The 24,758-nt window shown below is 66.6% G+C and carries 20 protein-coding genes and 2 pseudogenes (1 of these 22 cut by a window edge); 11 read left to right on the top strand and 11 right to left on the bottom strand.

Annotation, left to right across the window (positions count from 1 at the left end):
- The 3 genes and pseudogenes from L632_RS0119340 to L632_RS0119330 all read right to left on the bottom strand — a co-directional run.
- Positions 1–581, bottom strand: a pseudogene (locus L632_RS0119340) (CoA ester lyase); it reaches 394 nt to the left of the window's first position.
- Between the two features lie 41 nt (positions 582–622).
- A complete protein-coding gene (gene folD / locus L632_RS0119335; protein WP_028717395.1) occupies positions 623–1,513 on the bottom strand; it encodes a bifunctional methylenetetrahydrofolate dehydrogenase/methenyltetrahydrofolate cyclohydrolase FolD in 891 nt (296 codons plus the stop codon).
- A gap of 99 nt (positions 1,514–1,612) precedes the next feature.
- Complete coding sequence (locus L632_RS0119330) at positions 1,613–3,289, bottom strand: formate--tetrahydrofolate ligase (protein WP_028717394.1); 1,677 nt, start codon at positions 3,287–3,289, stop codon at positions 1,613–1,615.
- 362 nt (positions 3,290–3,651) lie between these two features.
- On the opposite strand from L632_RS0119330, the gene L632_RS24490 reads away from it, so the two are divergent.
- Positions 3,652–3,894: a hypothetical protein gene (locus tag L632_RS24490; protein WP_156933700.1), complete on the top strand. Its 243-nt coding sequence runs from the start codon at positions 3,652–3,654 to the stop codon at positions 3,892–3,894.
- Positions 3,895–4,311: 417 nt separating this feature from the next.
- Here L632_RS24490 and L632_RS24485 read toward each other — a convergent pair whose 3' ends face one another.
- Positions 4,312–4,461, bottom strand: a complete 150-nt coding sequence (locus L632_RS24485; RefSeq protein WP_156933699.1) for a hypothetical protein — start codon at positions 4,459–4,461, stop codon at positions 4,312–4,314.
- Complete coding sequence (locus tag L632_RS23205) at positions 4,458–5,786, bottom strand: FAD-binding oxidoreductase (RefSeq protein WP_198021853.1); 1,329 nt, start codon at positions 5,784–5,786, stop codon at positions 4,458–4,460. The genes L632_RS24485 and L632_RS23205 overlap by 4 nt, the downstream gene beginning before the upstream one ends.
- Positions 5,787–5,881: 95 nt before the next feature.
- Between L632_RS23205 and L632_RS0119315 the strand changes: the two genes are divergently transcribed.
- The 4 genes from L632_RS0119315 to L632_RS0119300 all read left to right on the top strand — a co-directional run bounded on the left by L632_RS0119315 (position 5,882) and on the right by L632_RS0119300 (position 10,457).
- Positions 5,882–6,808 carry a LysR substrate-binding domain-containing protein gene (locus L632_RS0119315; RefSeq protein WP_232221005.1) on the top strand — a complete coding sequence of 309 codons (927 nt, stop codon included), beginning with the start codon at positions 5,882–5,884 and terminating at the stop codon, positions 6,806–6,808.
- Between the two features lie 241 nt (positions 6,809–7,049).
- A complete protein-coding gene (locus L632_RS0119310; protein WP_028717392.1) occupies positions 7,050–8,438 on the top strand; it encodes a VOC family protein in 1,389 nt (462 codons plus the stop codon).
- Between the two features lie 37 nt (positions 8,439–8,475).
- Positions 8,476–8,922, top strand: a complete 447-nt coding sequence (locus L632_RS0119305) for an FAD-binding protein (RefSeq protein WP_156933698.1) — start codon at positions 8,476–8,478, stop codon at positions 8,920–8,922.
- A 17-nt stretch (positions 8,923–8,939) separates the two neighbouring features.
- Positions 8,940–10,457 (top strand): aldehyde dehydrogenase family protein, encoded by a 1,518-nt coding sequence (locus L632_RS0119300; protein WP_028717390.1) that lies wholly within the window; start codon positions 8,940–8,942, stop codon positions 10,455–10,457.
- Here the strand turns inward: L632_RS0119300 and L632_RS24480 are convergent.
- From L632_RS24480 to L632_RS0119290, 3 genes are all read right to left on the bottom strand, one after another.
- The gene (locus L632_RS24480) at positions 10,406–10,783 is read right to left on the bottom strand and encodes a hypothetical protein (protein ID WP_156933697.1); all 378 of its coding nucleotides are present in this window, start codon (positions 10,781–10,783) and stop codon (positions 10,406–10,408) included. The genes L632_RS0119300 and L632_RS24480 overlap by 52 nt on opposite strands.
- Positions 10,783–10,977 (bottom strand): hypothetical protein, encoded by a 195-nt coding sequence (locus tag L632_RS0119295; protein WP_028717389.1) that lies wholly within the window; start codon positions 10,975–10,977, stop codon positions 10,783–10,785. The genes L632_RS24480 and L632_RS0119295 overlap by 1 nt, the downstream gene beginning before the upstream one ends.
- Positions 10,978–11,247: 270 nt before the next feature.
- Complete coding sequence (locus L632_RS0119290; protein WP_084648155.1) at positions 11,248–11,709, bottom strand: Lrp/AsnC family transcriptional regulator; 462 nt, start codon at positions 11,707–11,709, stop codon at positions 11,248–11,250.
- Positions 11,710–11,829: 120 nt separating this feature from the next.
- On the opposite strand from L632_RS0119290, the pseudogene L632_RS23200 reads away from it, so the two are divergent.
- A pseudogene (locus L632_RS23200) lies at positions 11,830–12,890 on the top strand (Glu/Leu/Phe/Val dehydrogenase).
- Between the two features lie 597 nt (positions 12,891–13,487).
- On the opposite strand, the gene L632_RS0119280 reads toward L632_RS23200, so the two are convergent.
- The 3 genes from L632_RS0119280 to L632_RS23645 form a co-directional block, all read right to left on the bottom strand.
- Complete coding sequence (locus tag L632_RS0119280) at positions 13,488–14,726, bottom strand: FAD-binding oxidoreductase (protein ID WP_028717387.1); 1,239 nt, start codon at positions 14,724–14,726, stop codon at positions 13,488–13,490.
- 16 nt (positions 14,727–14,742) lie between these two features.
- Entirely contained in the window at positions 14,743–16,986 is a 2,244-nt protein-coding gene (locus tag L632_RS23195; protein WP_051476502.1) for a DPP IV N-terminal domain-containing protein, read from the bottom strand.
- A gap of 93 nt (positions 16,987–17,079) precedes the next feature.
- Positions 17,080–17,700, bottom strand: coding sequence for a TetR/AcrR family transcriptional regulator (locus L632_RS23645; protein WP_051476501.1), 621 nt, complete (start codon positions 17,698–17,700; stop codon positions 17,080–17,082).
- Positions 17,701–17,890: 190 nt separating this feature from the next.
- Here L632_RS23645 and L632_RS0119265 point away from each other — a divergent pair, with 190 nt between their 5' ends.
- The 5 genes from L632_RS0119265 to L632_RS0119245 all read left to right on the top strand — a co-directional run bounded on the left by L632_RS0119265 (position 17,891) and on the right by L632_RS0119245 (position 24,585).
- Positions 17,891–19,273 (top strand): MFS transporter, encoded by a 1,383-nt coding sequence (locus tag L632_RS0119265; RefSeq protein ID WP_028717386.1) that lies wholly within the window; start codon positions 17,891–17,893, stop codon positions 19,271–19,273.
- Positions 19,274–19,320: 47 nt separating this feature from the next.
- Positions 19,321–20,433 carry a serine hydrolase gene (locus L632_RS0119260; RefSeq protein WP_084648154.1) on the top strand — a complete coding sequence of 371 codons (1,113 nt, stop codon included), beginning with the start codon at positions 19,321–19,323 and terminating at the stop codon, positions 20,431–20,433.
- A 5-nt stretch (positions 20,434–20,438) separates the two neighbouring features.
- On the top strand, positions 20,439–21,941 hold the full coding sequence (locus L632_RS23185; protein WP_051476500.1) for a M81 family metallopeptidase: 1,503 nt from the start codon (positions 20,439–20,441) through the stop codon (positions 21,939–21,941).
- Positions 21,942–22,039: 98 nt separating this feature from the next.
- Positions 22,040–23,518, top strand: coding sequence for a leucyl aminopeptidase family protein (locus L632_RS23640; protein WP_051476499.1), 1,479 nt, complete (start codon positions 22,040–22,042; stop codon positions 23,516–23,518).
- A gap of 5 nt (positions 23,519–23,523) precedes the next feature.
- A complete protein-coding gene (locus L632_RS0119245; RefSeq protein WP_028717384.1) occupies positions 23,524–24,585 on the top strand; it encodes a M42 family metallopeptidase in 1,062 nt (353 codons plus the stop codon).
- The last annotated feature ends 173 nt before the right edge of the window (positions 24,586–24,758 follow it).

Below are 24,758 nucleotides of genomic sequence, written 5' to 3'. Positions count from 1 at the left end.
TCGGNATCGGTCAGGACGGNNTAATNNNNGTTCACGCCGCCGATNANNGTGGTGCGNGCGCGGGTCGAGGCGGCATANTCNGCNACGCCGAAATGCAGGCTNTCGTTGCGNTTNGANGCGGCGGCGATNNCGNTGANNTTCTGCATNCCCAGNGCCGTCTCGATGATATGNTCGAAACCGATGCGCTTCTTCAGNCCCTTCGCGTCCTCGATCTGCGTNACCAGCATGTCCACCGCATAGACATCGGCGGCGGTGCCGACCTTGGGGATCATGATCAGGTCCAGCCGCTCGCCGGCCTGTTCGACCACGTCCACGACGTCGCGATACATGTAATGCGTATCCAGGCCGTTGATGCGCACCGACATGGTCTTGCTGCCCCAGTCGATCTCGTTCAGCGCCCGGATGATGTTCCGGCGCGCTTCGGCCTTTTCATCCGGGGCGACCGCGTCCTCGAGGTCCAGGAAGATGACGTCGGCCTCGGATTCGGCGGCCTTCTGGAACATCTGCGGGGCGCTGCCGGGCACGGCCAGCTCGCTTCGGTTCAGCCGCGCGGGGGCCTGTTCGATGACGTGAAAGCTCATATCGGGTTCCTTCTTCCTTCGGTTCCAGTTCGCCGCCCCCGTCAGGAGGTCAGCCCTTCCGGTTCGGGCAGGCCATGCGCCCGCGAGCAGGCGGTGACGGTATTGGCCAGCAGGCAGGCGATGGTCATCGGCCCCACGCCGCCCGGCACCGGGGTGACGGCGCCCGCGACCGCCGCGGCGCTGTCGAAATCGACGTCGCCGACCAGCCGGGTCTTGCCCTCGTTCTCGATGCGGTTGATGCCGACGTCGATCACCGTGGCGCCGGGCTTAACCCAGTCGCCGGGGATCATCCGCGGCCGGCCGACAGCCGCGACCAGGATATCGGCGTTGCGGCAGACCGCGGCCAGGTTCTTCGTGCGACTATGGGCGATGGTCACCGTGCAGCTGTCACCCAACAGCAGCTGCGCCATCGGCTTGCCGACGATGTTCGAGCGGCCGACGATGACCGCGTTCAGCCCCGAGAGCGAGCCGTGATGCTCGCGCAGCATCAGCAGGCAGCCCAGCGGCGTGCAGGGCACCATGGATTTCTGCCCCGTCCCCAGCAGCCCGACATTCGAGATATGGAAGCCGTCCACGTCCTTCGCCGGGTCGATGGCATTGATCACCACGTCCGGGTCCAGATGCGCCGGCAGCGGCAGCTGCACCAGGATGCCATGCACCTCGGGATCGTTGTTCAGCCGCTCGATCAGCGCCAGCAGGTCCGCTTCCGAAGTATCGGCATCCAGCCGGTGCTCCCAGGAGTTCATCCCCGCTTCCAGCGTCGCCTTGCCCTTGGAACGGACATAGACCTCGCTGGCCGGGTCCTCGCCCACCAGCATGACCGCCAGTCCCGGGGTGATGCCGGCTTCCGCCTTCAGCCGCTCCACGGTCCCGGCCACCCGGTCCCGGACCGTTGCCGCAAAGGTCTTGCCGTCGATGATCTTGGCATTCATTGTCTTCGCTTCCTGATAATGCGCCCGGTCCTGCGGCAGCCCTGGGCCACCGCCGCCGCAGCGTCGTTGGGTCGCTTGGTCGGGCGACGGGCCGGGCGGTCAGAACAGACCTTCGACCTCGCGCGCCCCGTTCAGTCCGATCACCTCGGCCGTGGGCTTCCGAGGCAATCCGGGCATGGTCATGATCTCGCCGCAGATGACGACGACGAAACCGGCGCCGGCGGCCAGCCGCACCTCGCGGATCGGCACGGAATGGCCCTCGGGCGCGCCGCGCAGATTGGGGTCGGTGGTGAAGCTGTACTGGGTCTTGGCCATGCAGATCGGCAGATGGCCGTAGCCCTGGCCTTCCCATTCCTTCAGCTGGTTGCGGATCGCGGTATCGGCCAGCACCTCGTCGGCATAGTAGATGCGCTTGGCGATGGTCTCGATCTTGGCGAATAGCGGCAGGTCGTCGGGATAGAGCGGGGCGAATTCCGCGCCGCCCGCCTCGGCGATCTGCACGACCTTCTGCGCCAGATCGACCGCGCCCTCCGAGCCGTCGGCCCAGTGCCTGCACAGGATCGCCTCGACCCCGCGCGCCCTGGCATAGTCCTGCAGCGCCCGGATCTCGGCCTCGGTATCGCCGGCGAAATGGTTGACCGCGACGACCACCGGCACGCCGAAGGATTTCATGTTGGCGATATGGCGGCCCAGATTGGCGCAGCCCTTGCGCAGCGCCTCGACATTCTCGGCCGCGAGGTCCGCCTTGGCGACGCCGCCGTTCATCTTGAGCGCGCGGACCGTGGCGACGATCACCGCCACGTCCGGCTTCAGCCCGGCCTTGCGGCATTTGATGTCGAAGAACTTCTCGGCCCCCAGATCGGCGCCGAAGCCGGCCTCGGTCACCACGTAATCGGCCAGCTTCAGCGCCGTGGCGGTGGCGATCACCGAATTGCAGCCATGGGCGATATTAGCGAAGGGCCCGCCATGGACGAAGGCCGGGTTGTTCTCCAGCGTCTGCACCAGGTTGGGCTGCATCGCGTCCTTCAGCAGCACGGTCATCGCACCGTCCGCCTTGATGTCGCGGCAATAGACCGGCGTCTTGTCGCGCCGATAGGCGACGATCATGTCGCCCAGCCGCCGCCCGAGATCGTCGAGATCGGTCGCCAGGCACAGGATCGCCATGACCTCGGAGGCGACGGTGATGTCGAAGCCGGTCTCGCGCGGGAAACCGTTGGTCACGCCGCCCAGCGAACAGGTGATCTGCCGCAGCGCGCGGTCGTTCATGTCCAGCACGCGGCGCCAGACCACGCGGCGCAGGTCGATCTGCTGCTCGTTTCCCCAATAGATGTGGTTGTCGATCATCGCCGACAGCAGGTTGTGGGCGCTGGTGATGGCGTGGAAATCGCCGGTGAAATGCAGGTTCATGTCCTCCATCGGGATCACCTGCGCATGGCCGCCGCCCGCCGCGCCGCCCTTCATGCCGAAATTCGGCCCCAGGCTCGCCTCGCGGATGCAGATGCAGGCGCGATGGCCGATGCGGTTCAGCGCGTCGCCCAGGCCGACCGTGGTGGTGGTCTTGCCCTCGCCGGCCGGGGTCGGATTGATCGCCGTGACCAGCACCAGCTTGCCCGAGGGCCGGTCGGCCAGCCGGTCGATGAATTGCTGGCTGACCTTGGCCTTGTCGTGGCCATAGGGCAGCAGGTCCTCGACCGCGATGCCGAGCTTTGCCGCGACCTCCCCGATCGGCAGCTTGGTCGCCTTCGAGGCGATTTCTGAGTCAGTCTTGTATGCCATGCTGGTGTACTTGATGCTGAAGGTTGCGCCGAAACGATCACCCGCAAGCCGGCTTTGCCGGCCTGCCCGGTCGGTTTCGTCAGATGCCGGAGATCCTGTGCGGCGCTGCGCGCTACGGCACGAGCCGCCGTCAGGTCATCCGGTCGCGATGCAGTTCAAGGCCCTGGATGGGGCAGCACCGGGCATCGTTCACCAAGGCGACCAGTGTCCTGCTGGGCGCCTGTGACCTGCCGGTCACCTGGTACCGCTGATTGTCGCCATGTCGGCATGCTGCAATGACGCATCATTTCCTCCCTTCCCCTAGCTGCCGGTGTCCGCACGCAGCGTTCCCGACGAAGCCCCCCAATTGCAGGAACGATATATTGCGTCTGGCTGTCAATATTTTATTGTTTTATATCAATGATTTGATTGGTCACATTGTCTGTTCTCCGCGACGCGACCGCTCGATATGCGGACATTCTGACCATGGGCAGGCGGATGCGGCGGCCAAACTGGTACATTCTGTCCAAATCGCCCCTTTTCGATTGGCAGGATCGATCCGCCGTTCCACCCTGGAAAAAGGGCTCGGTGCTGCTCCGAAGGACGAATCACCCGTTCCGTCCTGATTGACTTGGCCCGGTGCTGAAAAATCGACGAGCTGCAACCCGGAAGCCGGGCCTTGGTGGAGCGGGATGATGGCATCACGTGGCCTCTCCCATCTGCATTCCACCTCGTTCAAGCTGCAATCCCGACATGACATTCGCGCCGGATTGATCGGCCGGGGATCGCGCGGCGCACGGGCTAGGGACAAACCTCCATAGCCGGAACATGATTGCGGCCAGCGCGATTCCGGCCGGAAAGTCCTCGGAACATCTGTCGTATGGGATTGCGACGGGACGCCCCTCCGCGCGATACGGACGACGCGCTCGCGTTCGAGGCGACCAGGCGGGGGGGGGGAGCCGTGCTCAACCGCTTCACGGCTCTTGGCACCCGTCACGGAGGCGGTGGGACCAGTCCGTCCGAGGAAAGGGGAAGTCCGATCATCATCCGATTTGTGCAGCAGAGCCATGCAGGATGACCGGCGACGATGTCGCGACCCTGCGCCTTCGCACGGCGGCCTTCTCGGTCTGGTGGACGATTTCCGAGATTGCCAGATCGGCGATGCGCGGCGCGCGGATGAAGCCGGTCGTCATCGGGCGCCTTTTTCGGAAGAAACGGCTTTGAGGAGGGTGTTGCGGCCGGTCTCGGCCAGGTGAACCGCCTGGGCGCCGGCTTCATAAAACACCTGCTGCAACGCGCGCCAGGCGACGGGGGCAGGGCGGGTGACGGGCAGGGGCAGGTCGGATTCGGCAATCTCGCCGGCCAGCAGGGCGGCCATGCATTGCCCGAAGACGGTGCCCGGTGCGATGCCGCGGCCGTTATAGCCGCAGAAGGCGAAGACGCCGTCGTCCAGCCGGTGAAAGCGCGGCAGGTTGTCCGACGTCATGCCGATGCTGCCGAACCATTCCTGTTCGAAACGGACCGGCCCGATCTGCGGATAAAGGCGGCGCAGCGCGGTCCTGGCCCAAGCCCGATGCACTGCCGCGCCGCCGTTCCTCAGCGCACCGACCGAGCCGAAGATCAGCCGGTTCATCCTGTCGAAGCGATAGGACAGCAGCACGTCCCTGGTGTCCCAGACACCCTGACGGCCCGGCACGATGGTTCGTGCCATATCCTCGGGCAGGGGTGTCGTCGCCATGTTGAAATAGGGCAGGACGACCTGCTCACGGGCGATGTCCGTCATCACGAAGCGGGTATACATGTCGGTCGCCACGACGATCCGACCCGCCTTGACCCTGCCCTTCGGGGTGCGCAGCAGCCAGCCATTGCCGCTGCGTTCCAGCGCAATGGCCGGCGTGCCGGTATGGATCGCCGCGCCCTTGGCGATGGCGACCCGCGCAAGCCCGCGCGCATAGGCCAGAGGCTGGATGGTTCCCGCCCGTCGATCCAGCAAGGCGCCTTCGAAGGCATGGGTGCCCAGCATCTGGGCGGCCTCCTCCCTGCCCAGAAGCTCGACCGGGGCGCCGCGCTTCTGCCATTGCCGGGCGCGTTCGGCCAGTTCGTCGAATCCCTTGCGCCCCGCACCGGCATGCAGCGTGCCGACCGGCGTGGCCTCGCAATCGATGCCGTAGCGGCGTGCGATATCCCAGACCTTCGCCGGCCCCCCGCCCAGCAGATCCAGAAGCCGGTTGCCATGATCCGGCCCCAGCGTGGCGATCAGGTCTTCGGGCATCACCCACATGCCGGCATTGACCAGCCCGACATTGCGGCCCGAGCCGCCAAAGCCGATCTGCTCGGCCTCGACGACGACGCAGCCGATGCCGCGTTCGCCCAGATGCAGCGCGGTGGAAAGGCCGGTATAGCCGCCGCCGATGATCGCCACATCGGTCATCACCTCGCCCTCAAGTGCGTGGGTCGGCGGCGGGGCTGGTGCGGTTTTTTCCCACAGGCCGTGCGAGCGCGGATCGTTGAGCATCATTCCTCCCGTTTTGTCCTGAAGGCCGGTGTGGGCAGGGCCGGTTTTTTTCATCTTTATTCAGGGGTCGGGCGCCATTACGCTAGCAAGCGTTTTGCATGACATCATACCGTGGAGTCATAGCCATCCTCTCTGCCCGCCGCTTCCTTCCGTCGCTGCCATTGCTTGCGGCGTTCGATGCCGCCGCCCGAACCGGCTCGATCACCCGCGCGGCCGATGAGCTGTCGCTGACGCAATCCGCGGTCTCGCGGCAGATCAAGGCCCTGGAAGGGCAGCTGGGGGTCGAGCTGTTCGTCCGTGAGAAGCAGAAGATACGCCTGACCCTGGGCGGCATGGTCTATGCGCGGGAAATCCGCGATGCGCTGGCCAGGATCTCGAACGCTTCGCTGAACCTGCGGGCCAACCCGTCCGGCGGCTCGCTGACGCTGGGTGTGCCGCCGACATTCGGCGCGCGCTGGCTGACGCCGCGATTGCCGCGATTCGTCGCGCGCCACCCCGAGGTGATGCTGAACGTCCTCAGCCGGCCGACGAAGTTCGACTTCAGCCAGGACATCATCGACGCCGCCATCTATTTCGGCCCGCCGCAATGGACCGGCGCCAGGATGGTGGCGCTGCGCGCCGAAGTCACCGTGCCGGTCTGCGCGCCGCAGATGATGGAGCGTTTCCGGTTTCGCGAGCCCCACGACATCCGCTTGGCGCCGCTGCTGCATCTGACCACCAGGCCGGATGCGTGGGAATGCTGGTTGCGTCATTACGGGGTGGATGATCAGGCGGTTTACGGCATGCTGTTCGATCAGTTCACGACGCTGTTCGAAGCGGCGGCGGCGGGTCTCGGTATCGCCTTGCTGCCCCGATTCATGTTCGAAGATGAGCTGCGCAAGGGCCGCATCGTCGAGGCGCTGCCCTTGGCCTTGGAAAGCGTGGAAGCCTATCATCTGTGCTGGCCCGAGGATCGCGGCACGCATCACCCTCTGATCCTGTTTCGCGACTGGCTGATGGAAGAAACGGCCGCTGATCGTCCGTAAGGGTCCGCGGGCGATCATGCCGATCGGACATGCGTTCAGATCAGTTCCCTGATTATTCGGCAAGGGTCCTGCTGCGTCGCTGGTCTGCGATTTCAGCAGCATGATCCGCCTTGTCGAACGCGCCCCGGATGGCAGGCCCGGATCAGAGTCATTCCCGGCTGGCATGATGTCAGCCCCAATCAACGAAGGCCGCGCCGGATCGCTCGTGCTATCCAAGGCACCACAGAGAAAGGAGCGTCCCATGAGCGCCGGCATCCATATCAGCCCCGACACGATCCGCAGCCGCTTTTCGGCGGCCATGTCCGCCATGTATCGCGACGAGGTGCCCGCCTATGGCACGCTGATGGACCTGGTGGCCGGGGTGAATGACGAAACCCTTGCCGCGGACCCGGCCGAACGTGCGCGACTTGAGGAGGTCGACGACCTTGCCCGCATTTCCGAGGAACGCCACGGCGCCATCCGGCTTGGCACCGCCGAGGAACTGCACATCATGCGGCGGCTGTTTGCCGTGATGGGGATGCATCCGGTCGGCTATTACGATCTGTCCGAGGCGGGCGTGCCGGTCCATTCCACCGCCTTCCGCCCGGTCGGGGCCGAGGCGCTGAAGCGCAATCCGTTCCGCGTCTTTACCTCGCTGCTGCGGCTGGACCTGATCGAGGATGACGCCCTGCGGGCCGAGGCGGCGCGGCTTCTGTCAGGACGCCGGATTTTCACGCGAGGCTGCCTGGACCTGATCGAGCATGCTGAAGCCCAGGGCGGTCTGACCGATGCCGAAGCCGGGCGTTTCGTGACCGAGGCGCTGGAAACCTTCCGCTGGCAGCCGCACGCGAATGTCGGCCATGACATGTATCGCCGGCTGCATGACGCCCATCGGCTGATCGCCGATGTGGTGTCCTTCAAGGGGCCGCATATCAACCACCTGACCCCGCGGACGCTGGACATCGACAAGGTGCAGGCCCGGATGCCCGCCCGCGGCATCACGCCCAAGGCCGTGGTCGAAGGCCCGCCCACGCGCAAATGCCCGATCCTGCTGCGTCAGACCTCGTTCAAGGCGCTGGAAGAGCCGGTCCTGTTCCGCGCGGGCGAGGATTGGCGGGAAGGCTCGCACACCGCCCGCTTTGGCGAGATCGAACAGCGCGGCGTGGCGCTGACCCCCAAGGGGCGGGCACTTTACGACCGCCTGCTGAGCCAGACCCGCCGGCGTTGTCGCCCGGCGGCGGACGGCTCGAATGCATCCGAATACATGGCCGCACTGACCGAGGCCTTTGCCGCTTTCCCCGACGATTGGGCAAGCCTGCGCGCCGAAGGTCTGGCCTATTTCACCTATGCGCCGACCGAAAAGGGTCTGGCCGCAGGGGCAGGGGGGAAGGATCTCGAAACGCTGATCGCGCAAGGCGCGCTGCGTTACGATCCGATCATCTATGAGGATTTCCTGCCCGTCAGCGCCGCCGGAATCTTCCAGTCGAACCTCGGCGATGATGCGGCGCAGGATTTCGCGGCCAGCCCCAGCCAGCGGCGGTTCGAAGCCGATCTGGGGGCAGCCGTTCTGAACGAGTTCGATCATTACGCCGCCATCCAGTCCGCTTCGCTGGACGCAAGCCTCAAGGCGCTGGACGGACTTGCCGCATGAGCGTGACGGCCCTGGACGAGTTGTGGGGCCGCGCGGCATGCTGACCGCGCCGGATCAGATGCTGTCCTACGAGACCGGCGCGCGCTATGATCGCGGCCATGTGCTGGCGGTGCTGCGGCCCGCCGGCACGGAGGACGTGTCCCGCGCGCTGAAAATCTGCGCGCGGGATGGGCTGCATGTCGTCGCACAGGCGGGCAATACCGGGCTCGTTTCCGGCTCGACCCCCGATGACAGCGGCCGGCAGGTCGTGCTGAGCGTGGAGCGGGTGATCGCCTTCGATCCGGCGCAGGAGGCGCAGCTGCGCGACTGGGTGATCGAGGTGACCTGCCGCGAATTTGGCGGCAGCTTCAGCGCCGAACATGCCCTCGGCCGCAAGAACCAGCACTGGTATGACCTTTACACGCCCGAGCCGCAGCGCCGCCTTGCACATGCCCTGCCTGGGCAGACGGCGCCCGCCGGGCTCGGCGTGGTGAAATTCGGATGACAGAAGAGGAAGAACCCATGTCCCAATCCATCGCCGCCCGCACGACCGACTTGCTGACCCGCCTTGGCGTGGCGTCCGATGCCTGTACCGGCGGCACCCTGGCCAGTTTTTCGCCGGTCACGGGCGAGGAGGTCGCCCGGCTGAAGGCCCACAGCGCCGAGGATACGCAGCAGGCCATCGCCAGCGCCCGCGCGGCCTTCGAGGCATGGCGCACCGTCCCCGCCCCGCGTCGGGGCGAACTGGTTCGCCTGCTGGGCGAGGAACTGCGCGCCGCCAAGGATGATCTGGGCCAGCTCGTATCCATCGAGGCGGGCAAGATCCCGTCCGAGGGCCTGGGCGAGGTGCAGGAGATGATCGACATCTGCGACTTTGCCGTGGGCCTCTCCCGGCAGCTTTACGGCCTGACCATCGCCTCGGAACGTCCCGGCCACCGGATGATGGAGACATGGCACCCGCTTGGCGTCGTCGGCGTCATCTCGGCCTTCAACTTCCCGGTCGCGGTGTGGTCGTGGAATGCCGCGCTGGCGCTGGTCTGCGGCAATGCCGTGGTCTGGAAGCCTTCGGAAAAGACCCCGCTGACGGCGCTGGCCACCCAGGCCATCTTCGAGCGCGCGCTGAAACGCTTCGGCGACGCGCCGAAGGGACTGAGCCATGTGCTGATCGGCGGCCCCGAGATCGGCGCGGCTCTGGTCGCCAGCCATGACGTGCCGCTGATCTCGGCCACCGGTTCGACCCGCATGGGCCGGATCGTCGGTCCGAAGGTCGCGGAACGCTTTGGCCGCTCGATCCTGGAACTGGGCGGCAACAATGCCGGCATCGTCTGCCCCTCGGCCGACCTGGACATGGCGCTGCGCGCGATTGCCTTCGGCGCGATGGGCACGGCCGGCCAGCGCTGCACGACGTTGCGCCGGCTGTTCGTCCATGAATCGGTCTACGACAGGCTGGTGCCCCGGCTGATCAAGGCTTATCGCTCGGTCAGCATCGGCAACCCGCTGGACAGCGGCGCGCTGGTCGGCCCGCTGGTGGATCGCCAAGCCTTCGAGGCGATGCAGAATGCGCTGGAAGCCGCACAGGCCGCCGGCGGGACGGTGCATGGCGGCGAGCGCGTGCCGGTCGGGCCCGATACCGCCTTCTACGCCCGTCCGGCACTGGTCGAGATGCCCGAACAGACCGGCCCGGTGCTGGAGGAAACCTTCGCCCCGATCCTCTATGTGATGAAATACAGCGATCTGGCCGAGGCGATCCGCCTGCATAACGCGGTGGGGGCGGGACTTTCGTCGTCGATCTTCACGCTGGATCTGCGCGAGGCCGAAACCTTCGTCTCGGCCGCAGGTTCGGATTGCGGCATCGCGAATGTCAATATCGGCACTTCGGGCGCCGAGATCGGCGGGGCGTTTGGCGGCGAGAAAGAGACCGGCGGCGGGCGCGAAAGCGGATCGGACGCCTGGAAGGGCTATATGCGCCGCCAGACCAATACCATCAACTACTCGACCGCATTGCCGCTGGCGCAGGGCGTCGTCTTCGACATCGAATGAGGCGGTGCGCCGTTTGGGGAAAGGGTGTGGGCCGCCTGTGGAGCCGGTCCATCCTCTGGCGCCGGGCTGGAGATGATCCGGCCGGCCGTTGCCGAATTGGAAAGGATCGTGACCGTGCTCTTTGCCAATGCCGGGCCGAGGCCGGCCCGACCGCGACCGGCCGGAACGGTAAAGGCCGGGACGCAATTCGCGCTCGGATCAGTCACTAGGCTTTTCATCGCCCGCGTCATCTGCCAGCTGGCGGAAAGGGGCAGGCTGATCTGCTGTTCCGGACCCTTCCCGAGATCGCGGCGCTGGAGAGCGGCGACGCGATCACGCTTCGCCATCAGTCCGGCCTGTGCAACCTGTCGAGCCGGTCGAGGGTATCGGCGAGCTGATCGGCAAGCCGGCGGCGCGGCCAGAGGTCCTGCCCTCGGGCGCCGATGGCGACGAACTGCGGATGATCGCGCCCCGGCGCCTGCCTGTGCTGCCCAGCGACTTGCCGAGCGGGATAAGGCACCGCCACGCTGGCGAAGATCATGGGCGGCAATCGTGAGCGCGTCGCGCCGCAGGTCTGGAAGACGGGCTGAGCAGAAGGGTTTCGATCATTCCGGGGCCGAGGAACGGCTCAGCAAACCTGATCGAGACATTGCAACCGGGCCTTGCGGCGTGAACTGGCCATGACCAGCCGGACGGGCCGCCGGATATGCTGTTGATCATGCCCGAAAGGTCGCGGGAGGTGCCTTGTCGCAACCACCCCGGGGCAACCTATCGCACCCCCGTTCCGGCGAAGGCGGCGGGTGTCACGCCGTCAGGGAATGCGCGGCCGGTCGATGAATTTGCGCAGCGCGAAATGCGTGCGCACGCTGCGCACCCCGGCGATCTTCAGCAGCTTGCCCTGAAGGAAATCCTGGTAATCCTCAAGGCTGCCGACGACGACTTCCAGCAGGAAGTCCTGCGAGCCGGTCATCAGCATGCCGGCCACGACCTCGTCGAATTGCGCGACCTGCTGCTGCACCAGTTCGATCTCGTCGCCGTCTTGTCGCTCCAGCTCGACCGAGACGAAGGCGGTGATCCCGAAACCGGCGGATTTGTGGTCGATCCGGGCGGCATAGCCGGCGATCACGCCGCCCTCTTCCAGCCGTTGCAGCCGCCGCTTGCAGGGCGTGGCCGAGAGGCCGACCCGCTCGGCCAGCTCGACGACGGGAATCCGGCCCTCTTGCCCAAGGACGCGCAATATCCGGCGGTCGATCGAATCAATGGTGATATTCACGCAAATACCCCGGAATAAGAGCGATAGTCACCCAAGTTTGCGTTATTAACCCTCCATATAGGAGAGTTTCACCGGAGAAAAGCGTTATAATCGTCCAGAGATCAAGCCGAGGAGGAAATCATGGCACTTGTGATCACGGATGAAACGCCGCCGGCGGGCTATGAACGGCTTGTCCATGCCGAAGATGCCGAAAGCGGGCTCGACGCCTTCATCTGCATTCATTCCACCGCTTGCGGTCCCGCGGCGGGCGGATGCCGGATGTGGAACTATGCCTCGCGTGACGATGCACGCCGCGATGTGCTGCGGCTGGCGGAAGGGATGACCTGCAAGAACGCCATCGCCGACCTGGGCCTTGGCGGCGGCAAGTCGGTGATCATCGGCAATTCGCGCACCGACAAGTCGGAGGCGCTGTTGCGTGCCTTCGGCCGTGCCGTCGACAGCCTGGGCGGGCTTTACTACACCGCCGAGGATGTCGGGATCACGCCCGAGGACATGGCCATCGTGGCCAGCGAAACCCCCTATGCCGTCGGGCTGAACACCGGCGCCCATGCCAGCGGCGATCCGTCGCCCTTCACCGCCGAAGGCGTGTTTCAATGTCTCCGGGTCGGGGCCGAGCAGGTCTTCGGCAGCACCGATCTGACCGGAAAGCGGGTCTTGGTGCAGGGGCTGGGCCATGTCGGCATGGCGCTGGCCGAAAAGCTGCATGCGGCCGGGGCCGCGCTCATCGTGTCCGATCTGAACCAGGATGCGGTAAAGCGTGCGCAGACCGATCTGGGCGCAGAGATCCGCAGCCCGGATGACGTGTTTTCCCAGCAGATGGATATTTTCGCGCCCTGCGCGGCATCCTGACCGCCGAGACGGTCGCGCGACTGACCGCGAAGGTCGTCTGCGGGGCGGCGAACAACCAGCTTGCCACCCCGGACATCGCCGGGCATCTGCGGGCCCGCGGCATCAGCTATCTGCCCGACTACGTCGTCAACGGCGGCGGCATCATCAGCGTCGCGGGCGAGATACACCGCCGCGGCGAAAACTATCGCCGCGAACGGCTTGCAGGCATCGCCGAGCGCATCCGCCGCATCCTGGCGCTGAGCCGAAGCAGCGGCAAGACCACCACCGAGGTCGCAAGCGCCATGGTTGCGGATATTCTGGCACAGGCGTCCTCCCGCCGGGTCCTGGCCTGATCCTCGGGACAGCAGGCCCCGCACCATCCCCGGAAAGCTGGGGGGTGGTGCCGCCGCTTCTCTCGACGCCAGAGGTTTTCGCGGCTGCGGGACGAATTGCCGAGTTCTCGCCTGATCGCGATCCCGTTGTCGCCGGGCCGGCGTTTGCGCATCTGCCAAGGCTGGCGCGCAACCAGCGCCTCGACCTTGGCAGTGTCCTGGGCATCCGTGGCAGCACGGATCCGGTTGCGCAGGGATCGTCCGGGCCGAGCTGACGGAACGCGCCGGATTTTCCGCTGGCCGAGACGGCGCTGGACGGTCCTGTCACCTTGCACTCGCCTGCTGTCGGTCTGGATTCTTGCCAAGGTGTTCTCGCAGCCACGCCTGCGCATCGGGGGAGCGGAAGGGGCCGGAGCGGTCATGGGCATGAGGGGTGCGGTCGGAAGGGGCGCGCCGGATTTCGGATATGCTCAGTTCACGCATGCATCGGACAATATCGCCATGCCAAGCGGCCGGCTCTCCTTCTTGCCGAGTTTCCAGCTGTAAACGGCCTTTCCGGCCTGCCGGCGCGTCTGACCCGTCACATGAATGTCGACCCGGGCGGCGAATCTGCTTCCGTCAGAACCCATACCTTGCCGGGAGAAACGGTTCCGGCGCTGCCGGAGGTGGTTCGTTCGACATCAGCGCCGCCAGGTGGCGGCCGCTGGCAGGGCCGAGCGTCAGGCCCTGGTGGCCGTGGCCGAAATTGACCCATAGCCGCGGAAGCCTTGCGGATTCCCCGATCAACGGAAGCATGTCGGGCAGGCAGGGCCGCGTCCCCGTCCACGGCTGGATCTCATCGGCCCGCCCGATGTCCAGGATACCGCGCGCCGCCGCCTCGGCGCGGGCCAGTTGCGCGTAGTCCGGCGGAAGGTGCAGCCGGGCAAGATGCGCGCCGGTGGTGATCCGCAGCCCCTGCTCGACCGGAGTGGCGACATAGCCGTGGTCGGTATCCAGCATCGGCACGTGCAGCGGAACCGGCGCCGCATAGTGGCGGTGATAGCCGCGCTTGTAGACCATCGGGACGTGGATGCCCAGCCCGGCCAGCAATCGCGGCGTCCACGGACCGGCGGCAAGCACCAGATGCGGCGCCGACCAGCCGCGTCCCCATGCCTTGGCGCTCCAGCCGGTGGCGGTTGCCCGGATCGCGGTCACTTCGGCCCGGACGATCCGTCCGCCTCGGGCGACGAAAACTGCCGCATAGGCCGTGGTCAGGCGACCGGGATCGCTGACGCTCCACGGGTCCAGCCAGTGGACGGCGCCAGCACCGGGGTCCGCGATGGCCGGCTCCGCCGCTTGCAGCGCCGCCGCATCCATGATCGCCAGGTTCAGGCCGTGACGCGCGGCCATCTCCTCGCTGCGACGGGCGGCAGCCTCGAACAGGCGCGGATCGCGGAAATATTCGCGGTATCCGCTGCGGCGGATCAAGCTCTCCGCGCCGGAGGCGTCGATGAAATCCCGATGGGCCGCCAGCGAGGTCCGGATCAGGCTCTCATAGGACGCAGACAGGACGGCATGGCGCGCCGGGGTCGAGTGCAATCCGTAGCGGAGCAGTGCGCCGGCCTGCAATGCCAGCTCGCGCCATCGCGCGCGGACATCGTTCCTGCGGCCCAGAAGCACCCCCAGCAGGAAGCCCGGCCCCAGCGGCATGGCATAGGGCGCCACGGCCTCGCGCTGCAGGATGCCGGCATTGCCGAAGCTGGTTTCGCTGCCCGGCTCCTTGCGGTCGATGACGGTGACGGTCCAGCCGCGCTCCTGCAGCGCCAGGGCGGTCGAGACGCCGACGATGCCGGCGCCGATGACAAGGGCTTCCTTCATTGCGGATAACGGCCCCTCATCCCCGGCCTGCAAGGTGACGCAGGAAATAATCGACGGTCCGCCGAAGGGCGTAGGGGTGAAAGGCAACGCCATGGTCGGCGCCCGGCACGATCAGCATGTCGAAATCGGCATCGGCCTTCACCAGCGCATCGACAAGGCGCAGCATCTGGCTGGGCTGGACATTGTCGTCCATCTCTCCCTGAATCAGGAACAGCTTGCCGGCGATCCGGTCGGCCACATCGGCGCTGGCCAGGCCGCGGCGCGCGCTGGCATCCATGCCCTGGAACATCTCTGCCCAGTTGGCGATATACAGGGAAACATCGTGATTGCCGCAGATCGACACGCCGACGGTGAAGACATCGGGATGGACCGCCATGCCGCGAACCGTCGCGTAGCCGCCGCCCGAGAACCCGGTCAACCCGACGCCCTTCGCGATGTCCATCCAGGGGCGGTCCGCCGCCAGCGACCTGATGGCCGCCGCGTGGTCGGCAAGGCCGCCGCAGCATTCCATCCTGCCGTGGGAATGCAGCCAGAAATCCCTGGACCGTCCCGGCGTTCCGGGCCCGTCAAGCAGAAGCGTGACGAAACCCGCGGCGGCGAGGCCCTCGGCATAGCGGGCATAGGTCGTCTGGCCGAAGGATTTCGGCGCCATGAAGACCTGCGGACCGCCATAAATGACGTCGATGACCGGGTAGGATTTTTCCGGGTCGAACCCCGGCGGCTTGTAGAGCACCCCCCAAAGCGCCGTTTCGCCGTCCAGCGCCGGCACGTGGAACGGCTCGGGCAGCGGCATGTCGGCGGGCCAGGCTTCACCGGCATCCGCATGTTCCAGCGTCATGACCACCCTGCCGCTCCGGTCATACAGGGCCGAGACGGGCGGGCGGTCCGGCGCCTCATGGGCGGCGACGAAAAACGCGCCGTCGGGGCTGGTGCCGTTCGGATATCGCCCGCTGCCGGCCGGAACCTGCGTCAGCGCGCGCGGCGGCAGGGACAGGTCATGGTTGAGATCCTGACGGGTCAGGCGGCGCAGATCCGTCCCGTCGAAACGGATCGAATAGACCTGGAGGTAATAGGGATCCAGCCCCGGCTCGCGGCCCGCGGCAGCAAAGAGGATGGTTCCGGCATCCTCGTCGACATGAAGGATTGACACGACGTTCCATTCGCCCGCGGTGATGCGGCGGCGGCTGCGCGGATCGCCGGGATCGACGAAATAGAGATGCCGCCAGCCGTCGGCCATCGACGCCCAGAGGATGCGGCCGTCGCGCAGCACCTGTGGTTGCGGGCTTGGGCTGAAACAGGGCCGCCCTGACCCGGAGCCTTCCTCGATGACCAGTCGCCTGGCGTCGCCGGTGGCGGTGTCCACCTGCCAGAAATCCAGGCGGTGTCCGTCGCGCGATCCCTCATGCAGGTAGAAGTGACCTCCGTCGTCGGACCACCAGGCGGGATAGCTGATCAGCGGATTGGCGCCAAAGCTGACCAGTCTGTCCATCCCGGCCTGCACCCGCTGTCCGTTCCTGCCGATGAACCACAGCTCGCTCAGGGCGCCGTGCTCGTCGCCGGGGACGGGATAGGGAAAGCTGTGAAGCCTGGGACGCGATCCGTCCGCCGGAACCGCCTCGATCAGATGGGCAAGGGGAACCCGGCGCAGATCGGTGCGTAAGGTGGCGATCCGGCTGGAATCCGGCGACCAGAGCGCAATCGGCGGACAGCGCCCTTGCGTGAGGTTGTAATCGAAACCGAGAAAACCGCCGTAGCCGTTCCCGGCCTCGCCGTCGCTGGTCAGCGGACGCTTGCCCGAATGATCGACCAGCCAGAGATCGTGATCCCGAAGGACCAGACGCGCCGAATGATCCGGCGCCACGTTTTCGGTCGGTGCCGCCACAGGGCCCAGATCGGTCAGGACCAGCCCATCGCGTTCGGCCCGCCAGAGACGCCCTTCCAGGCGGAACTCGATGGCCCTGGCATCGGGGGCAAGCCGCACATCCTCGGGCTCGGCCGCCTGCGGCGCGACCGGCAAGGCGGCGATCCGCGCGGCAAGCGCCTTTCGGTTGAAAAGGGGCTCGACCCTTCCAGTCCGGGCCTCGACCAGCAGGTAATCCGTTCCCTCCGGCGTGCGGCGGCAATAGGAGAAGAGCTTTCCGTCATCGGACCAGAACGGGCGCACCGTGTCGTTGAAGACCCGCGCATTGCGCTGCCCCGAGGCCAGATAACGCGCCCGCCCATGCGGGTCGGTTCCGGTCGAATTCCCGTTCGCGACCATGTGCTCCTCCCTCTCCCGACTGCATCACGTCATGGGGCAGGAATGGAGCTACACAATTGTGTAGTCAATGGCCAAATGCAAGCACGATACTGGTCAGGTGCCGCGTTTTCCGCCTTCTTCCGATGCCAGGCCCGCCAAAATCAATTGCATGATCCGTTCTTCCTGCAAGTTGCGGCGCTTCAGTTCCTCGACCGAGAAGAGGTTGCGATTCAGCAGGGTTTCGAATTGCGGCGCCAGCAGAAGATAGCCGATTCGCTGGGCGACCATCCGGATCGAATCCCACAGGGCGGGTTCATCCGGAAACCGGGCGCGCAGATCCGCGTTCAGCATCTCGGTCGTGCCCAGAAGTTCGCGCAGGAAGTCAAGCGCGATGGGCCTTTCTTCCATGATCGCGCGGCGCAGATAGCGGACGATCCCCGACAGGCTGCCCGTCTGGCTCTCTATCATCGAGGAAAGCTCTTCCGGCGATGTGGCACGGTTGGCGACCTGCACCAGCTGCAGATAGTCGGTCATCACGCGCTTTTCCACCGCGTCGCGCAGACCCTCCTTCGACTGGAAATAGAAGCGGACGAGCCCCCAGGACACGCCGGCCTCGTCGGCAATCGCCCTGACGGATGTGGCATCGAAACCGTCGCGCCCGAACAGCGTGATGGCGGCCTCCAGCAGGCGTTCGCGTCCGTTGGTCTGTTCGGCTGGCGGGTCTTTCTGTGTCATGGCGGCAATCTAGGCGAAGGCCGGTGCGAAGGCAATTTCCGCCGCCTCCGCCGGACCTGAATGCATTCCGCCGTCCGCTTATGCTCCATTTCTCAACGGCTTGAAGGTCCGGGATTCAATCTTCTGGACTCGAACTACACAAATGTGTAGTAATCCTGAATTCAGGGGAGCCCGGGAGGAGACGCGCAAGATGGATACCGAAAAGAAGCAGCATGCACGGGCCTGGTTGGCGGCCCTCGTCCTTGCCATGGCCGCGATGATCGCCATGGCCGACAAGACGCTGCCGATGCTGCTGATGGAGCCGATCAAGCACGCCATGGCGCTGACCGACGTGCAGATCGGCATCCTGACCGGCTTCACCTTTGCCATCGCCATGGCGGTCGCCGCGCTGCCGCTGGCATGGCTGGCGGACCGCTATGACCGGACGCTTCTGCTGGGGGTCGCCATCACCGCCTGGTGCCTGCTGACCATTGCCAGCGGCTTTGCCACGAACTTCACCGCGTTGTTCCTGTGCCGGCTTGGGGTCGGCCTGGGCGAGGCGGCGCTGATGCCAGCCGCGCTGTCGCTGATTGCCGACCTGTTTCCGCTTCGGCGCGTTGCCAGGGCGTCGGGGCTGCTCTTCTTCGGCGTGACCTTCGGCGGGGTCCTTGCCATGGTCGGCGGCGGCGCGCTTTACGGATATCTTCATGCCGCCGCGCTGGAAGGCACGCTGCCCTTGGCCAGCGACGATGCCTGGCGCTGGACCACCATCGCATTCGGCGCCGCCGGTCTTGTCGTCGCCGCCCTTGTCGTCACCATCCTTCCCGAGCCGCGGCGGCGCAATCCCGCCATGGCCGCCGCCGCGATCGGCACGCCCGAAGCGGCAGGGTTTCGCGAATACCTGACGGCGACGCTGCCCTTCATCCTGCTTCTGGTCATCTGCCTGGGCATGAGCGCGATCTTCACCGTCGGCTTCAACGGCTGGCTGGCGCCGTTCTTCACCAGAACCTATGGCTGGTCCATCGAGAGGACCGGCAGCACGCTGGGCACGATCCTGCTGGTCGCCGGTCTGCTTTCTCCCTTCATCGGGGTGTTCTTCAATCAGATCGTGCGCCGCTGGATGGGCCGCGAGGCGCCGCTGGCCGCGATTTCCCTCATGCTTCTTGTGATCCTGCCCTTCGTGATCGGCGGCCCGCTGATGTCGAACGGGCTTTGGGCGGCGGCAGCGGTCGGCATTGTCATCGCGATTTCCGGCGGGTGCTCGATCGTCATCTCGGTCATTTATGTCAGCATCGCGCCGTCCCACCTGCGCGCCCGGATCACCGCCGTCCTGTTGCTCGTGCTGGGGTTGATCTCGGGTACCGGAACGGTGGTCTATGCAGGGTTTACCGATATCGTGCTGGGGGATCCTTCCAGAATCCACCTGACGATGTCGCTGCTGTCGGGCCTGCTGATCCTGTTTACCGCGATCACGAGCCTTTTCGTCGACCGCCGCTATCCGGCCGTCGTCGCCATGGCGAAAGAGGCAGAGCTGCGGCATCTCGGAAGCGGCGCAGCCGATCCGCGGGGGCACGAACTTTCCGCGACCAACTGAACGCCCGGCGTTCGCGCCACACATCCATCGGCAATACAGGTGAAGCAATGACCTCTCACGGCGCTGTCGAGCGTTTGCAACTCATGCTCGACGACTATGTCGAGAATTTCGGCGCAATCGGCGTGATCGTCGGGATCGACCTGCCCGATGCCGGGCGCCTCTGCCTCACCGCCGGATCGCGCGCGCAGGGCGAGGCGGCACTCGGGTCATCGGACCTGTTCCAGATCGGCAGCCAGGCCAAGACCTTTGTCGCCCTGTCGATCCTGCTTCTGTGCCGCGACGGCCTGCTGGACCTCGACGACCCGGTCGCCCGCCATATCGACCTGCCGGTCGACGGGCGGATCACGCTTCGCCATCTGATCATGAACACATCGGGGCTGCCCGAATATCTCTCGCTCATCGATCCGACCTCGGCGGGCCGGATGGCTCCGCGGGACATGGTGATCCCGGCGCTTGAGCAAGGCGTGCTGTTCGCACCGGGGCAGCAATTCGACTATTCGAACACGGGATGGGTGATCGCCGCCATGGTGATGGATGCGAGGGCGCCGGGCGGCTATGCCGGCTACGTGAAGAAGCGGATCTTCGGCCCGCTCGGCATGCAGGACTCCTGGGTCGGCAGCGGCTATCCGGAGGAACGGCTGGCGCAAGGCTATCTGAAGCGCGCCGGGCAGCCGGCCATCAGCGCCGCCAGGGGCTTTTCCCTGGCCTGGGCCTATGGCGCCGGCGACATCATCTCGAACTGCGGCGACATGCTGGACTTCTACCGGGCCTTGTCGCGGCCCGGCAATCCGCTGGGCGTGACGCTGCAGGACATGGCTGCGCATTGGGCGCTGCCCGCCGAGAAGCCTTTCCACCCGATGAGCCTTGGCGCGGCCTACGGCCTCGGGCTGGAAAGGCGGCGCTGGGGCGGGCTGGAGGTCTGGGGCCATCCCGGCCGGACGGTGGGATACGGCGCATCGTCCTGGTTCGTGCCCTCGACCGGGGCGATCGCGACCACGGCCTTCATGTTTGTGGAGGACGAATCCGAGCCGCCCCATATCGCCGCGCAGCGATACAACCCCTCGATGCTGTTCACGCAGGTGTTGTGCACCGCCCATGCCCTGACCGATCTTCTGCCCGCGGCGGTCCCGGCACCCGTCCCGGTCGCCGGCAACCGGTAAGGCTTATGCGCGTCTTCATCGCCGGCCTCGCGACCGAAACCAACAGCTTCTCGCCGATCCCGTCCGGCGCGCTGGCCTTTTCGCTCGACCATGTCCGCCGCGTCCGGGCGGGCGAGATCGCGCCGCCGAAGGACGAGATGTTGGCGGTCTTTCACAGGCTATGCAGCGTCGACGGCCACGAGATCGTCCAGAGCATCGCCGCCGGGGCGGAGCCCGGGGCCCCGGTCGTGCGCGCCGTCTATGAGGAACTGCGCGACATGATCCTGGAGGATCTGCGCGCCGCGGGCGCTGTCGATGTCGTCCTGCTTGCCCTTCACGGTGCGATGATCGCGCAGGGATACGACGATTGCGAAGGCGACCTGCTGGCCCGTATCCGCGAGATCGCGCCCCGGGCAATCATCGGCGCCCAACTGGACCCGCATTGCAGCCTGACCGAAGCCATGGTCGCCCATGCCGACCTGATCACCATCATGCGCGAATATCCCCATACCGATTTCGCCGAACGGGCGGCGGATCTGTATCGGCATTGCCTTCGGGCCGCGCGCGGGGACATCCGCCCGGCCGCGGCGCTGATCGACTGCCGGATGATCGGTTTCTTTCCGACCACGGAGGGGGCGATGAAGCAGGTCGTCGCCGCCTTTCGCCACAGCAGCGCCGACCCGCGCATCGTGACCGCGGAATTCGCGCATGGCTTTCCCTGGGGCGACGTGCCGGAGATGGGCGCGCGCGTGCTGGTTTACGCGGATGGCGATCTGGAAACCGCCAAGGCAGAGGCCCTGCGGCTGGCGCGGCTGGTCCATGACAGGCGGCGGGAATTGCAGGCCGCATTCCCCGGCCTCGCATCCTCGCTCGACCGGGCGGAAGGGCTGGACGGCCTGGTCGTGCTGGGCGACTTTGCCGACAATCCCGGCGGCGGGGCGCCCGGCGACAGCACCTTCGTTCTGCGCGCATTGCTGGACCGCGGCATTGCCGATGCGGCGATCGGCGCCTTCTACGACCCCGAGGCCGCGCGGCTTTGCGCCGATGCCGGGCCGGGAGCCACGATCCGGCTGCGTCTGGGCGGCAAGCTGGGGCCGGAATCCGGCGACCCGGTCGATCTGGTGGCCGAGATCGTCGCGGTGGCCAAGGATCACGCCTGCACGGCCTTCGGCATGCGCGTGCCTCTGGGCCGTTCTGCCGCGATCCGCTGCCGGGGCATCGAGATTCTGATCGTCTCGTCACGCAGCCAGCTCTATGGCGCCGACGGCTTCACCGGGCTTGGCATCTCGCTGCAGGACAAGCGGCTGGTCGTCGTCAAGTCCAGCAACCATTACGTCGCCAGCTTCGGCCCTCTGGCCGATCACATCTGGCATATGGCGACGCCCGGCGCGATGACCCTGGATTTCGCCTCGATTCCCTATCGGCGGCTGGATCGTCCGGTCTTTCCGCTGGTCGAGAACCCCTGGGCCGACGAAGACATGCAGGCCGCGATCCGCGTCGCGAAAAGACCTGCATCCGGGGGCATATAGGAATTGCCAACTACACAATTGTGTAGTAAATATTGCATCACCCTCCGGCGCTTGGATTCGCATGGCAGAACAGCAGCTTCGCCCTTTCGGGAGTTGGCATGACAGCCTGGACACAAATCGACATCCTGCAATCCGACGAACCCGCGGCGGAATTCGTTCTCGCCTTCGCCGGCAAGGAGGGCGCGATACCGGAGAGGGATCAGCCCCGGCTTTCGCTGGCGATCCGCCATACGGGCTTCGCCGCCCAGCCCGGCCAATGGCTCGACGTTCCGCCGGCGAAGGACACCGATGCCCGCATCATCCTGATCGGCGCGCCCGAGATCGGCACGGCGACGCCGCATGACTGGGCAAGCCTGGGCGGCAACATCGTCGAGGCGATGGCGGCGCTTCGGCTGGAAACCGCCCGGCTGTCGGGCGGGGCGGCGCTGGCCGGCGATGCCCGCCTGTCCGCGATCCTGCTGGGGGTGCTGCTGCACGGCTTCCGCCCCGATACCGGGCGCAGGCACCCCGATCCGACGCCCTGGCCGCAGCGCCTGCTCATCCCGGCGGGACGGGACGGCGTGCGCGACCAGGCGCTGCGCACGGCGCGGGCCGTCAACCGCGCCCGCGCCTGGGTCGAGGCGCCGGCCAACCGGCTGACCCCGCAGGCATGGGCGGCGGAACTGCCGGCGATCTTCGAGCCGCTGGGCGCGACCTTGCGGATATTCGACAGCGCCGCCCTGCAGGAGATGGGCGCCTCGGCCCTGCTGGCCGTGGGCCGCGCCTCGGAATTTCCGCCGCTGCTGGCGGTGGTGGAATGGCGCGGCGCGCCGGCGCGCGAAGGCTGGGACGCGGTGCTGGTCGGCAAGGGCATGACCTTCGACAGCGGCGGGCTGAACCTCAAGACCGCGGCGCCGGTGATCGCGCGCATGGGCTTCGACATGGGCGGCGGGGCCGCCGTGCTGGGCGCGGTCGAGCTGGCGGCCGCGCGCAAGGCGGGCTGCAACGTCGCGGCCATCGTGCCGATGGCCGAGAACGCCGTCGACGGGAAAAGCTTCCGGCCCGGCGACGTGATCCAATCCCTGGGCGGCCTGACCATCGAGATCCGCAATACCGATGGCGAGGGGCGGCTGGTCCTGGCCGACGGCATCGCCTATGGCCTGAAGACCTACCAGCCTGCCCATGTCGTCGACATCGCCACCCTGACCGGCATGATCGCCGTGGCATTGCTGGAGGAATTCGCAGGGCTCTATGCCAATAACGATGCGCTGGCCGCCGAACTCGACGAAGCGGGGCGGGCGACGGGAGAGCTTGTGTGGCGCATGCCCTGCCAGCCCAACCAGGACCATGTGGTCGAGACCCCGGTCGCGGATGTGGCCAACATGAGCACCTTTGCGGGGCTTTTGGGCACCGGCCTGTCCGCCCCGGTTTCCGGCGCGAAACTCTTGCAGAAATTCGTGGGCGATACTCCCTGGGCGCATATCGACATCGCCGGCACCGTCTGGGCCACGCGCCGCTCGGCCTATGGCGGCAAGAACGCCACCGGCTACGGGGTCCGCCTGCTGGACCAGTGGCTGCGCCGTTTCGAGAGGGGGTGACCGCCATGGATCGCGACAGCGCATTGTTCGACCTGATCGGCAAGCTGGTGATGTGCCATTCGCCCAGCGGGGTCGAGGCGCGGATCGACGCTTTCCTTATGCAGCGGTTCTCGGCACTGGGCATCAAGGCCGCGCTGGACGCCGCCGGGAATTTCGTCGCGCGCATTCCCGGCAGCGGGTCGGGCAGGCTGGCGATCACCGCCCACAAGGATGAAATCGGCGCATCGGTCAGCGGCGTCGGGGACGATGGCCGGCTGAAGCTGCGCGCCCTGGGATCGTCCTTCCCCTGGGTCTATGGCGAGGGACTCGTGGATATCCTGGGCGATAACGAGACGATCCAGGGCGTCCTCAGCTTCGGGTCGCGCCACATCACCCGCGCCTCGCCGCAATATCCGCAGCAAGAGACCGCGCCGGTCAAATGGTCGGATGTCTGGGTCGAGACCAAGCGCAGCCGCGACGACATCGCCAAGGCGGGGGTGCGGCCTGGCTCTCGCGTGCTGGTCGGAAGGCATCGCAAGGCGCCCTATCGGCTGGGCGACCACATCGCCGGCTATACGCTGGACAACAAGGCCTCGGTCGCGATCCTGATCGAGCTGGCCAGGCGGATCCGCAACCCGGCCTCGGAGATCTGCCTGGTCTTTTCCTCCATGGAAGAGGTCGGTGCCTGCGGCGCGCTCTATTTCACCAGAAACGAGCCCGTGGATGCGATCATCGCGCTGGAGATCGCCCCCCTGTCCGATGAATACGACATCGTGGACGGACCGGACCCGGTGATCTACGCGCAGGACGGCTATGGCCTTTACCATGAGGGGCTGAACGGCCGGATCGCCGCCGCGGCCTCGCGGGCGGGGGTCGGGCTGCAACGCTCGGTCGTGCATGATTTCGGCAGCGACGCCTCGATCGTGATGCGCAACGGCCATGCGCCGCGCGGGGCCTGCCTGGCCTTCCCCACGCAGAACACCCACGGATACGAGATCGCGCGCCTTGCCGCGATCCGGAACTGCGTCGCCGTCCTCGCGGAACTCTGCAAGGAGGATCTGTCGAAATGGTCATGCCGGACCACCTGAAGCGGGCCCTTGCAGGCGGACGGCATCGCGAACGCCCGACGCGATAGGCCAAGGCCCGGCCGCCAACCACCCCTGACCGGCGGACCGCAAGAAGGTTGCGGCGCCGGACGGAAGCCTGCGCCCGCATCGCAGGCCGGGCGCAGATACGACCAGCCAAGGGTCCGAAGAAGACC

This window comes from Paracoccus sp. J39 (assembly GCF_000518925.1).
Lineage (GTDB): Bacteria > Pseudomonadota > Alphaproteobacteria > Rhodobacterales > Rhodobacteraceae > Paracoccus.
Note: the sequence above shows the minus strand (reverse complement) of the source record. Positions and strands in the feature narration are given on the sequence as shown.